Annotated in this window: 12 protein-coding genes; 6 read left to right on the top strand and 6 right to left on the bottom strand. The window is 67.4% G+C overall.

Annotated elements, in window-relative coordinates:
* The first annotated feature begins 81 nt into the window (after positions 1-81).
* The 3 genes from FZ025_RS11885 (at position 82) to FZ025_RS11875 (ending at position 3331) form a co-directional block, all read left to right on the top strand.
* Positions 82-1323 (top strand): pyridoxal phosphate-dependent aminotransferase, encoded by a 1242-nt coding sequence (locus tag FZ025_RS11885; RefSeq protein WP_104558510.1) that lies wholly within the window; start codon positions 82-84, stop codon positions 1321-1323.
* Between the two features lie 267 nt (positions 1324-1590).
* Positions 1591-2154, top strand: a complete 564-nt coding sequence (locus tag FZ025_RS11880; protein WP_244292368.1) for a hypothetical protein — start codon at positions 1591-1593, stop codon at positions 2152-2154.
* A gap of 247 nt (positions 2155-2401) precedes the next feature.
* Entirely contained in the window at positions 2402-3331 is a 930-nt protein-coding gene (locus tag FZ025_RS11875; protein WP_046979660.1) for a hypothetical protein, read from the top strand.
* Positions 3332-3445: 114 nt separating this feature from the next.
* On the opposite strand, the gene FZ025_RS11870 is transcribed toward FZ025_RS11875, so the two are convergent.
* Positions 3446-5602, bottom strand: a complete 2157-nt coding sequence (locus tag FZ025_RS11870; RefSeq protein ID WP_046979661.1) for a prolyl oligopeptidase family serine peptidase — start codon at positions 5600-5602, stop codon at positions 3446-3448.
* A 66-nt stretch (positions 5603-5668) separates the two neighbouring features.
* Positions 5669-5968, bottom strand: a complete 300-nt coding sequence (locus tag FZ025_RS11865; protein ID WP_046979662.1) for a hypothetical protein — start codon at positions 5966-5968, stop codon at positions 5669-5671.
* Between the two features lie 133 nt (positions 5969-6101).
* Between FZ025_RS11865 and FZ025_RS11860 the strand changes: the two genes are divergently transcribed.
* A complete protein-coding gene (locus FZ025_RS11860) occupies positions 6102-6686 on the top strand; it encodes a lipocalin family protein (RefSeq protein WP_046979663.1) in 585 nt (194 codons plus the stop codon).
* A gap of 124 nt (positions 6687-6810) precedes the next feature.
* Positions 6811-7206: a winged helix-turn-helix transcriptional regulator gene (locus FZ025_RS11855; RefSeq protein WP_244292367.1), complete on the top strand. Its 396-nt coding sequence runs from the start codon at positions 6811-6813 to the stop codon at positions 7204-7206.
* A 24-nt stretch (positions 7207-7230) separates the two neighbouring features.
* Here FZ025_RS11855 and FZ025_RS11850 read toward each other — a convergent pair whose 3' ends face one another.
* Positions 7231-8202 carry a helix-turn-helix transcriptional regulator gene (locus FZ025_RS11850; RefSeq protein WP_046979664.1) on the bottom strand — a complete coding sequence of 324 codons (972 nt, stop codon included), beginning with the start codon at positions 8200-8202 and terminating at the stop codon, positions 7231-7233.
* A gap of 193 nt (positions 8203-8395) precedes the next feature.
* Here FZ025_RS11850 and FZ025_RS11845 point away from each other — a divergent pair, with 193 nt between their 5' ends.
* Entirely contained in the window at positions 8396-9184 is a 789-nt protein-coding gene (locus FZ025_RS11845) for a DUF481 domain-containing protein (protein WP_046979665.1), read from the top strand.
* 224 nt (positions 9185-9408) lie between these two features.
* Here FZ025_RS11845 and hemC read toward each other — a convergent pair whose 3' ends face one another.
* The 3 genes from hemC to FZ025_RS11830 form a co-directional block, all read right to left on the bottom strand.
* Positions 9409-10332 carry a hydroxymethylbilane synthase gene (gene hemC / locus FZ025_RS11840; protein WP_046979666.1) on the bottom strand — a complete coding sequence of 308 codons (924 nt, stop codon included), beginning with the start codon at positions 10330-10332 and terminating at the stop codon, positions 9409-9411.
* Positions 10333-10489: 157 nt separating this feature from the next.
* Positions 10490-11218: a LytR/AlgR family response regulator transcription factor gene (locus FZ025_RS11835; protein ID WP_046979667.1), complete on the bottom strand. Its 729-nt coding sequence runs from the start codon at positions 11216-11218 to the stop codon at positions 10490-10492.
* 127 nt (positions 11219-11345) lie between these two features.
* Positions 11346-12011 (bottom strand): alpha/beta hydrolase, encoded by a 666-nt coding sequence (locus FZ025_RS11830; RefSeq protein ID WP_046979687.1) that lies wholly within the window; start codon positions 12009-12011, stop codon positions 11346-11348.
* Positions 12012-12020 lie beyond the last annotated feature (9 nt).

The raw sequence follows: 12020 nt of genomic DNA, 5'->3' as shown, positions 1-12020 counted from the left end.
GCCGGCCGAGTCTCCGCGCAACGCCGCATCCTGGCAAGCGCGCGCAACGAATTCTTCGGCATGCTCCTCTATGATCGGGCCATGGCTTCCCTTCCGATCCAACCCGCTTCCGCTCGGCACGCGCCGCCCGCTTACAGCCAACGCAGCCGCGACATCGAACCGTTCCACGTGATGGCGCTGCTGGCCCGCGCCAACGAACTGGAACACGCCGGCCACGACGTGATCCACCTGGAGATCGGCGAACCTGACTTCACCACCGCCGCGCCGATCGTCGCCGCAGGCCAGGCCGCCCTGGCCGCCGGCCATACCCGCTACACCGCCGCGCGCGGACTGCCGGCCCTGCGCGAGGCCTTGGCCGGCTTCTACCGGCAACGCCACGACGTGGACCTGGACCCGGCGCGGATCATGATCACGCCCGGCGGTTCCGGCGCGCTGCTGTTGGCCAGCGCGCTGCTGGTGGATCCGGGCAAGCGCTGGCTGCTGGCCGACCCAGGCTATCCGTGCAACCGCCACTTCCTGCGCCTGGTCGAAGGCGCTGCGCAGCTGGTGCCGGTCGGCCCGGACAGCCGCTACCAACTGACCCCGGCCTTGCTGGACGCGCACTGGAATGCCGACAGCGTCGGCGCGCTGGTCGCCTCGCCGGCCAACCCGACCGGCACCCTGCTGGACCGCGCCGAACTGGCCGCACTGGCGCAGGCGCTGCAGGCGCGCGGCGGCCACCTGGTGGTCGACGAGATCTACCACGGCCTCAGCTACGGCATCGACGCGCCCAGCGTGCTCGAGGTCGACGACGGCGCCTACGTGCTCAACAGCTTCTCCAAGTACTTCGGCATGACCGGCTGGCGCCTGGGCTGGCTGGTGGCACCGCGCGCGGCGGTGCCGTCGCTGGAGAAGCTGGCGCAGAACCTGTACATCAGCGCCTCGAGCATCGCCCAGCACGCGGCGCTGGCCTGTTTCCGCCCCGACACCCTGCAGATCCTGGAAGCGCGCCGCGCCGAGTTCGGCCAGCGCCGCGACTACCTGCTGCCGGCGCTGCGCGCGCTCGGTTTCCGCATCGAAGTGGAACCGCAGGGCGCGTTCTACCTGTACGCCGACGTCAGCGCGTTCACCGACGACGCGCAGGCGTTCTGCGCGCATTTCCTGGAAACCGAGCACGTGGCGTTCACCCCAGGCGTGGACTTCGGCCAGCACCGCGCACGCCAGCACGTGCGCATCGCCTACACGCAGAGCCTGCCGCGGCTGCAGGAAGCGGTGGCGCGCATCGCGCGCGGGCTGGCGCGTTGGTCTCCGCCGGCATCAAGATACGGCCCATGCGGAAGCTAAAGTGACTGAAAAGCCCCCCTGACTTCGAGCAAGTCGGCCCGGTTAAAACTCAAGACGATATGTCGCATCGATGCACCAACAGGACTCTTGACAGCAAGAATCGGGCGGCGTAGAAGATTTTAAGGGTGCAATGGCTAGCCGCAGTCGAGCTTAGCCGAGCTATCAGCGGCTCGCATAGCCCAGAGGCTCCGACAGAAACCCCTGCGATTGTCTTCATCGGTCGAATTTTATCGCGCGGAGTCATTAATCTCTATAACAAGGAGCACCATGAATACATTCATCAAACTCGGCATGGCCGCCTTTTTTTTCCTCTATGGGAACACTGTGCTAGCTCAGGAGTCAAAGCTCTCCGACTTCAACGCCAGTGAATTAGACCAACGACTCATCGATCAGCAGATTGCTCCCATTCATTCCCGGGCAGAACTGCAGCAGTACGTGCAAACCTTACCTAGTGATTCTCCGCTACGACGATTGACACAGGGAGCGAGAACGCGCTTCCTTGATAGTCTGGTTTTTTCCTCTAGCGGCTTGGCCAGTTATTCTTATGAAGATATCGCGCTGGAGTTGACGGCATACGAGGCCTATAAGCTCCTGATGCTATTCGGACAACAGGCTACAGTTCGATCGATTCCAGGCATAAAACAGCCGGATGAGATCAGCAAGACCGTGATGTCTGTCACCCGCATGCGCTCTGACCGTTCCGCTGGCTACAAAAGTACCTGGCTCCCCGGGGACGACTCTTACCCCGTAGACTATCCAGACCATGCGTGTCAGAGTAGAGCCACATGTGTTGAAAGCCTCGGCAAGATCTGTATCGGCAGCAATTGCTAAACGCCATCGACAATATCAATGGCAGCGAGAACGGGGGAGCGAGCCGCCGTCAAGCAGCAGCCGCAGCATCCGCGTGTATGCACCAGTATCCCGAACAGCCTCCGCCAAATGTCCGGCGGAGGCGCAGTCGTTTTTCACTACTCCAAGTGAAGCTATAACGCTCGCTCTCACGCTTTTGGATTTTTTCGCCCCTGCGACCCTACTCAAGCCGGCGCGTAGGTTTTTGACCGTATCGTCGGAGTGACTAATGCCAATGTCGATATGCAGTCGACTCTTTATTCTTTCACCCATCATGGCAAGCCTGCTTTTCGCCTCGTCTGCAGGCAAAGCCCAGGAGCCGGCCACTCCAGTAGACGACGCATACAGCCGCCTGGCCGCGCTCGATCAGGCGACGCTGGATAGCGCGCGAGAAGAGCGGCTCAGGCGCCTGCGCGCTGCTTATGCACAGGACTTCGCTTCGCTCATCCGGTCGGAAAAGCTGCAAACAGCGTCCTCAGCAGAACTCGAACTGCTATTGCGCGCTACGCAGCGGCTTGCCTACTACAGCGACGATCCGCGCTACCTGGAAGACATGGAGAAAGTGGTCAAACAACTCGGCACCCGAATCGGGCCCGACGAATTGAAGATTTACCATGGGTCGCTTATACAGTTCCGTCAATTCGACGAGGCCAGGATGCTAGCTATACTGCACCCGGACGTCGGCCTGGAAGCGGTACCGCGCGTCATCACGGCAACGGCGCCGATCAAAGCCAACGCGTATGCGATGGGTACCTCACAGAGGCAGTTGCGGGAAATCGAGCTTCCGCTGCGTGGCGACACATTGATCGCGATCGTCCATCCAAACTGCGGCTTCTCGCTACGCTCCATGGATGCGCTCAGGGGAAGTCCGCTGTTGCGGGGCCTCAAAGTGCTATGGATGGCGCCAGTCGCGAGAAGGGTTGACTACGACACGTTTGCGGAATGGAACCGCCGGCACATCGATCAGCCAATTGTGCTGGCTCGCAGGACCTCCGACTGGCCGATGATCGACGAATGGGGTACGCCAAACTTCTACCTTTTCCGCGACAGCAAAGTGGTGGCGCATTTCACCGGCTGGCCGAAAGAGGGAAATCAATATCTGCTGAAGGCGCTCGGGCAGAGACTCCGCACCGCCGAAGAGCCAGGTGAACGCCTCTAGCTCGATTCCCGGTAAGGTCCTGCGGGATACATCGACCGATGATGATTTGCTTCTCACCATGGCAGTATGCCCAGGACCGCCGCCATGCATTGGAGCTCGGCGGCGGTCCAACGTTCAGTCCTTCAACCGCTCCCACAGGAACCCATACGCCAACGCCTGCATATGCGCCGCCTGCGCGTTGTTGGCCGCACCGCCGTGGCCGCCTTCGGTGTTCTCGTAGTAGCTCACGTCCTTGCCGGCATCGATCATCTTCGCCGCCATCTTGCGCGCGTGGCCCGGGTGCACCCGGTCGTCGCGGGTGGAGGTCAGGAAGATCACCGGCGGGTAGGTCTTCTTCGGGTCGAACAGGTGGTACGGCGAGAAGGTCTGGATGTACTTCCAGTCGTCGGTATCCGGATTGCCGTACTCGGCCATCCACGAGGCGCCGGCCAGCAGATGGCTGTAGCGCTTCATGTCCAGCAGCGGCACCTGCACCACCACTGCGCCGAACAGCTGCGGGTACTGCACCAGCATGTTGCCGGCCATCAGCCCGCCGTTGCTGCCGCCCTGCACACCCAGGTGCTTGGCCGAGGTGATCTTGCGCGCGGCCAGGTCCTGCGCCACCGCCGCCATGTCCTCGTAGGCCTTGTGCCGATTCTGCTGCAGCGCCGCCTGGTGCCAGCGCGGGCCGTACTCGCCGCCGCCGCGGATGTTGGCCAGCGCGTACACGCCGCCCTGGTCGAGCCAGGCACGGCCGAGCCCGCCGGAATAGAACGGGGTCATCGAGATCTCGAAGCCGCCGTAGGCGTACAGCAGGGTCGGATTGCTGCCGTCCAGCTTGAGCTGCTTCGGCCGGACCAGGAAATACGGCACCTTGGTGCCGTCCTTGGACATGGCGAAGTGCTGCTCGATCGCGTCCTTGGACGCATCGAAGAAGCTCGGCATCGCCTTCAGCGTCTCGATGCTCTGCGGGCCGCGCTGCACGTCGGCCAGCATCAGCGTGGTCGGAGTCAGGAAATCGGTGGAGGTCAGCCACACCTGATCGTTTTCGTCGGCATCGACCGCATCCACGCTGGTGCTGCCGAAGGCCAGGTCGCCGACCGCGAACGGCGCGCGCGCCCACTCGCCCTCGCCCGGGGTCAGCACCCACAGCCGGCTCTTGACGTTGTCGAGCACGTTCAGCACCAGCGTCGACTTGGTCCACGCGAACCCCTCCAGCGAGGTGCTGTCGGTCGGTGCGAACAACACCCGGAACGCACGCTTGCCGGCCATGAATTCGTCGAACCTGGCGGCCAGCAGCGCGCCGGCAGGATAGGTGGCGCCGCCCACGGTCCACGGCTCGCGCAACTGCAGGGTCAGCCATTCGCGGTGCACGCGCTTGCTGGCCGAGTTGGGCACGTCGATCTTGCGCAGGCGGCCGTCGGCGCCCGACGCTCCTGCGCATCCTGCGCCCGCGTCACTCGCACATCCATGCGCTTCGCGCAGGTACAGCTCGTCGTTGTAGAAGGCCAGCGCGCGGCTGACGAAATCGCGCTCGTAGCCGGGCGTGTCGTCGTGCCTCGCGGCGATGTACATGTCCTCCGGCTTGCCTTCGTAGACCAGGGTCGCGCTCTGCAGCGGGGTGCCGCGCTTCCACTGCTTGACCACGCGCGGATAGCCGGAGCTGGTCAGCGAACCGGCGCCGAAGTCGGTATAGAGGTAGACGCTGTCGGCGTCGATCCAGCCCAGCCCGCCCTTGGCCTCGGGGCGGAAGAAGCCGTCCTTGACCCATTGCTTGTCGCCCAGGTCGAACTCGCGGGTGACGTCGGCATCGGCGCCGCCGCGCGACAGCGCGATCAGGCAGCGGCGGTAGTCCGGGCGCAGGCAGTCGGCGCCATGCCACACCCAGTTCTCGCCCTCGGCCTTGTTCAGCGCGTCCAGGTCCAGCACCGTCTCCCACGTCGGCTCGGGCTTGCGGTACTCCTCCAGGGTGGTGCGCCGCCACAGCCCACGCTCGTGCTCGCGATCCTTCCACAGGTTGTAGTAGTACGGACCGATCTTCTGCAGCGCCGGGATCTTCGCGTCCGAGTCCAGCACTTCGCGGATGCCGGCCTCGCGCGCCTGGAAGCCCGGTTCGGCGGTCAGCCGCGCCTCGGTCTTGGCGTTCTGCGCCTTGACCCAGTCCAGCGGCCTGGCACCGGTGACGTCTTCGAGCCAGGCGTAGGGATCTTGGGGCATCGCGGTTTCCTTCGCCGCGGCGGTACCGGAGACGATCAGTCCGGCGAGCAGGCAGGCATGGGCAAGAGAGGGCATCGGGCAGGTCCAGGAGAACAGCGCCGAACCGTAGCATGCAGGGCCGCGGCCCTCCCCTGCCGAAGGTCAGGCCACGCGGCTGAACCGCCACGCCGGCGCGCGCCGCCGCCGCGCCTGCACCCGCGGCCGTTGCGCCAGGACCCGGCGCAACGGCCGCAGCGGCAGCGGGAAGCGGTGCAGCGCCCACCACGCGCTCAGCGGCATGCCCAGCAGCCACAGCGGCCGCCAGCCCAGCCATTCGCTGTAGCCGCGCGCGGCCGGCCAGACCAGGACCAGGGCCAGGCCGGCGAGCAGCGCCTGCCGCACCAGGCGGCGCAGGCCGGGGTGCGGCGCATGGGCCGGGCGGGACGAACGGGCGATCGGCATGGCGGCGGCTCCGGAGCGAAGGCTGAGGCGCGCAGCCTGCCGCGCGGCCATCTCAACGGCTGCGACCCACTATTGACATCGCTTTCGCCCGATACTGGGTAGCGTGTTTCTTCAAGCCTCCGGATCCTGCCTTATGCGCCTGCTTTCCCTGTTCGCCTCCGTGCTGCTGCTGGGCATGGCCGTTCCCCTGCCGGCGGCGCGCGCGAAGTCCCCGGAGCGAGAACCCTCGCAGCAACCGCCGATCGACCTGCAGCGCTTCATGGGCCGCTGGTACGTGATCGCGCACGTGCCCAATTTCACCGAACGCGGCCATGTCGCCAGCAGCGACGAGTACACGCTCAGGGAGGACGGCAAGATCGCCGTGCGCTACCAGTACCGCGAAGGCTTCGACGAGCCGGTCAAGGAGGTCGCCTCGCGCGCCACGGTCAAGGACGGCAGCGGCGACCGCCGTTGGACCACCTGGTTCTTCGCCGTGGTGCCGACCAAGTACCGCATCCTCGAAGTGGCGCCGGACTATTCCTGGGCGCTGGTCGACTATCCCGGCCGCGATCTGGCCTGGGTGTTCGCGCGCACCCCGGACATGGGCCACAAGCAGTACCGCGAACTGGTCGGCAAGCTGGACCACGACTACGGGATCAAGGTGGACAAGCTCAAGCGCGTGGCGCAGCGCCGCGACCAGGTCGGCAAGCTCGGTTTCGAAGTGCCGAGCAAGCCCTGAATCGCTGCCGGCGGCGGGTGCCGCCGATCATCTTGCGCTCAGGGAAGCGCCGGCCGGCCCACGTATGATCGGGCCGGTCCTCCCCTACTAGATGGTGCATCGCTTGGCCAGCGTTCCCTCCGAGATGCTCTACGCTTCGCAGCGCGCTGCCGCCGCAGACCTCACGCGGGGCCAGGTGTTCGCGCAGAACTGCCCCTCGCGCGCCGTGCTCAGCCATGTGACCAGCCGCTGGGGCGTGCTGGTGCTGGTGGCGTTGCGCAAGGGCACGCATCGCTTCGGCGACCTGCGCCGCGGCCTGGAAGGGGTCAGCGAGAAGATGCTGTCGCAGACCCTGCAGGCGCTGGAAGCGGACGGTTTCGTGCAGCGCACCGCCTACCCGGTGGTGCCGCCGCACGTGGAATACGACCTGACCCCACTGGGCGAGGAGGCCGCGGCGCATGTGCAGGCGCTGGTGGACTGGATCGAGCGCAACATCGGCGCCATCCTGAGCAGTGGCGCGGTCCCGCTGGACCCAGCGTAGACAGCGCCGCGCCGCGCGAACGCCTCAGTCGTCGCTGTAGTTGCTCAGCGCCAGCGACAGCAGCGCCTTGGCCTGCTCGCGCAGCGAACGCGGCTCGACGATTTCCGCATCCGAACCATAGTGCAGCACGTCCATCAGCAGCTCGCGCGAGACGCTGTACGGCAGCTTCAGTTCGTAGCGGCCGTCGGCCAGGAAGCGCCCCTGCTGCTTGGAATGCCAGTGCTCGTCGGCGACCCAGCGCGCCGCCTTGGGGCTGAACACGATCGTCGCCCAGCCCTTGGGTGCACCGGAGAAGATCCCGTAGCTGGCCGCCAATTGCGAGTCCAGCTCCTCGTCGGCCACGTCCTGCGCCGGCTGGTCGAGCAACCGCGCATGGTTGATGCGGTCCACCGCGAAGCTGCGCACCGCATCGCGGCCATGGTCCCAGGCGTCCAGGTACCAGTTGTCGCGGTAATGGGTGATGCGCTGCGGCGACACCGTGCGCTTGGTCGATTCGTCGGTGGAGCGCGCGCGGTAGTCGAACGACAGCCGCCTGCGCTCCAGCACCGCCGAGGCGACGGTGCGGAAGCTGGCCTCGTCGAGCTTGCGGCCGCGGTGCGGGATCACCCGCACCCGCTCCACCGGCCAATGGGTGGCCCCGGCCTGCGCCGCCAGCAGGCTCTCGATGCGCTGCTGCAGCGGCGCCAGCACCGAGGACAGCACCCCGCCGCCGGTGCGCGCCAGCAATTGCTGCGAGGCCAGCAGCGCGTGCAGTTCCTCGGAACTGAGCCACAGCCCGGGCAGTTCGAAGCGGTCGCTCTCGCCGGACGCGTAGCGGAACCCGGCCTCGCCGTCGCCCTCGACCGGGGCCATCAGCGCATCGCGCAGGAACGCCAGGTCGCGGTAGACGGTGGCGCGGGAGCAGCGCAATTCGTCCTGCAGGCGCGCCACCGTCACCGGATAGCGGGCGGCCTTGAGCAGCCGGTGCAGAGCATTGATGCGTTCGTAGCGGTCCATGGCGCCGATTATGTCTGAAGTCCGTGGCGGAAAAACGCGCGGCGGCCGGGCGCGCGGCGCGGACCGCGGCAGCGCGGCCGAACCGGCGATGAAGCCCGGGCCTGGCGGCGGCCGGGACGTCATGTAGATCCGGTATGATGAAATCGTTTCCATTGCGTTAGCCGAAGGCTGCGTCCTCAACTCGGAGAAAGCCATGCCCCGCCGCGCCACCGTAGTATCCGCGATCGCCTTGCTGCTGCTGTACAGCTCCGCGGCCTGCGCCGCCGACGTGCCCGCGCCGCCGGCGGAACCAGGCAGTTCACCGTGGAGCGGCTCCGGCGAGCTGGGCTTCGCCTCGTCGCGCGGCAACAGTTCCAATGAGAGCTTCAACGGCCGGTTCAAGGGCCAGTACCTGGATGGCGACTGGATCCACAGCATCGACCTGTTCGCGTTGCGCGCCAGCGCCGAGTACACCAACACCAACGACGACGGCAGCACCGAGCGCGTGCACCAGACCACCTCCAACCGCTATACCGGCAGCGCCGGCAGCGCACTGCAGCTGGGCGAACACCGCCAGCTGACCGCCTCGCTGCGTTACGAGCGCGACGATTTCGCCACCTACGACCGACTGGCCACGATCGGCATCGGCTACGGCACGCGGATCATGGACGGCGAGCGCCGCAGCATCGACGTGCAGATCGGCCCCGGTGTGCGCCGCGCCCACGACGTGGCCGAGGACCGCACCGAGACCGGGCTGATCGGCCGCGGCCTGGTCGACTTCAAGTACGGCCTGACCGCCAACACCGAGCTGGCCAATACCTTGCTGATCGAATCGGGTTCGTACAACACCTTCGCGCAGAACGACCTGGGCATCTCGGTCAGCATGAATTCGCGGCTGGCGCTGAAGGCCGGCTGGCAGGCGCGCCACAACAGCGATGTCAGCGACGACAAGAAGAAGACCGATACGCTGACCACGATGAACGTGGTCTACAAGTTCAAGTAAGGCCGGGATTGGGGATTTGGGATTGGGGATTCGCAACGGCAGGTACTGCGGCAGGCCGGCAATTGGGGTTCGGCTGAGCGCAGTTCTGTAGGCGGTTTCAGCCGCGACAGGCGTTACCGGTAACGCCTGTCGCGGCTGATCCCGAAAAGGGGGCAAGAGTCGCTCCAGGTTCGCTGCCTGCGGATACCGGATTTGTCCGGATGCAACGGGTGCCCCGCCGGCCCTCAGGCCGGCAGCGCGGCATCCAGCAGCTCGCGCGCGCCAGCGCCGAGCAGCGCCTCGGCCACGGCCTGGCCCAGCGCCTGCGGATCGTGTGCCGGATGCTGCGCGTCGGCGCGCACCAGGCGCCCGTCGGCGACCCCGCCGACCATGCCCTGCAGCAGCAGGTCTTCGCCCTGCCAGTGCGCGAACGCGGCCACCGGCACGTGGCAGCTGCCGTGCAGCGCGCGGTTCATCGCCCGCTCGGCCTCCACGCAGCGACGGGTGGGCGCATCGTCGAGCACGGCGAACAGCTCCAGCGCGGCCGCGTCGTCGCCGCGGCACTCCACCGCGATGGCGCCCTGCGCCGGTGCCGGCAGCCACTCCGGCGCCTGCAGGCGCTGGGTGATGCGCGCGGCCAGGCCCAGCCGCTGCAGGCCGGCGCAGGCCAGTACGATGCCGTCGTAGCCGCCGTTGTCGAGCTTGGCCAGGCGCGTGTTGACGTTGCCGCGCAGGTCCAGCAGCTGCAGGTCCGGGCGCCGCGCGCGCAGCTGCGCCTGCCGGCGCAGCGACGAGGTGCCCACGCGCGCGCCCAGCGGCAGCGCCTCCAGCGACGCATAGAGATTGGAGACCAGCGCATCGGCCGGGTCGGCGCGGACCAGGATCGCCGGCAGCACGAACGGCGGGTCCAGCTCCATCGGCACGTCCTTCAGCGAATGCACCGCGCAATCGGCCTCGCCGCGCAGCATCGCCAGCTCCAGCTCCTTCAGGAACAGGCCCTTGCCGCCGATCGCCGCCAGCGAGCGGTCCAGCACCTCGTCGCCGCGGGTGCTCATCGGCACCAGCACCACGTCCAGCTGCGGGTGCGCCTGGCGCAGACGTTCGGCGACATGTTCGCTCTGCCACAGGGCGAGCGGACTCTTGCGGGTAGCGATGCGCAGGATCTTCATCCGCCCATTATCGCGGAAAGCACCGCCGCAGGCCGCAGCCGCGGAGCCAACACCCCCCGCCAATCCCGCCCCTTCCACCGCCGAACGGCCGCGCATCCCGAATCCCCGCCTTCCACAGCCGCATGGATGCTCATCCCGAATCCCCAATCCCGGCCCCTCAGAGATGCCGGATCTCCTGCCGCAGCTGCGCCACGCAGCGCCGGCTTACCTCCAGCGGCTGCTTGCCATGGCGCAGCAGCGCATGCACCTGGCCCTCGCCGAGGCGGCGCAGCTCGACCAGCTCATGGCGCGCGACCAGGCAGTTGCGATGGATGCGCACGAAGCGCTCGGCGAATTCCTCTTCCAGCGACTTCAGCGACTCCTCGATCAGGTCCTCGCCGCGCGCATGGTGCACCACCACGTATTTTTCCTCGGCCTGCAGGTAGTGGATGTCGTCGACCGGGATCAGCCGCAGGCTGCCGCGCAAGCGTGCGCACAGGTGGCTGCGGCGTTGCTGCGACGGAATCGCCGCGGCGCCGCTACGGCCGGCCATGAAGGTGCGCGTGCGCTCCAGCGCCGCCGCCAGCCGCTCGGCGCGCACCGGTTTCATCAGGTAGTCGATCGCCGCGGCCTCGAACGCGGACAGCGCGTGCGCATCGTAGGCGGTGCAGAACACCACCGCCGGGCGCGGCTCGAAGCTGGCCAGGTGGCGCGCGGTCTCCAAACCGTCGACACCGGGCATGGCGATGTCCAGCAGCACCAGATCCGGGTGCAACGCGGCGCAGGCGCGCAACGTCTCCAGGCCATTGCCGGCCTCGGCCACCACCTCGACGCCGGCGTGCTCGGCCAGCAGCGCACGCAGGCGCTCGCGTGCCAAGGGTTCGTCGTCGGCGATCAGCACCTTCACGTACGTCACCTCAGTGGGCCAGAGCGCGGTCTCGCCGCATAGTAGCCCCGCTGCCGGCGGGCCGTCATCCGCGCCGCAGTGCATTGCCGCGGGTCCCGCCCACGCGGCAATGCGCTGCGGCCGCGGCTCAGCCGGCGGCGAAGCGCGCGCTCATCCAGTCGCGCAGATCGGCGATCTCTTCGGCGCAGACCTGGTGCGCCATCGGATAGCGCTGCCACTGCACCGGCATGCCCAGCGCCTGCAGCGCCTGCGCGGTCTGCTCGGCATAGGCTTGCGGGATCACCGGATCGCCCTGGCCATGGGCCATGAACAGCGGCTGCGACAGCGCCGCCGGCGCATGCCAGCGGGCCACGCCGGCCACCTCCGGCAGGTAGCTGGACAGGGCGATCAAGCCGGCCAGCGGCCGTTCGCGGCGCAAGCCTGCCGCCAGGGTGATGGCGCCGCCCTGCGAGAAACCGGCCAGCAGCAGGCGCTCGGCGGGCACGCCGCGCGCGTGCTCGCGCGCGATCAGTTCCTCGACCAGGACGACCGAGGCGGCGACGCCGGCGCTATCGGCGCGGTTGGAAAAATCCGGGCTGACGATGTCGTACCAGGCGCGCATGCGCACGCCGTTGTTGATCGTCACCGCGCGCACCGGCGCATGCGGAAACACGAAGCGCAACGCCGGCCAGCCCGGCCGCAGCAGTTCCGGCACCAGCGGCGCGAAGTCGTGGCCGTCGGCGCCGAGTCCATGCAGCCACAGCACGGTCCAGGCCGGCGAAGCGGCGGTTTCGTGTTCCACTGTTTCCAGCATGCGCGCGGT

It is taken from the genome of Xanthomonas hyacinthi (assembly GCF_009769165.1).
GTDB classification, from domain to species: domain Bacteria; phylum Pseudomonadota; class Gammaproteobacteria; order Xanthomonadales; family Xanthomonadaceae; genus Xanthomonas_A; species Xanthomonas_A hyacinthi.
The sequence above is the reverse complement of the archived record's forward strand: the minus strand, read 5'-3'. Positions and strand labels throughout refer to the sequence as shown.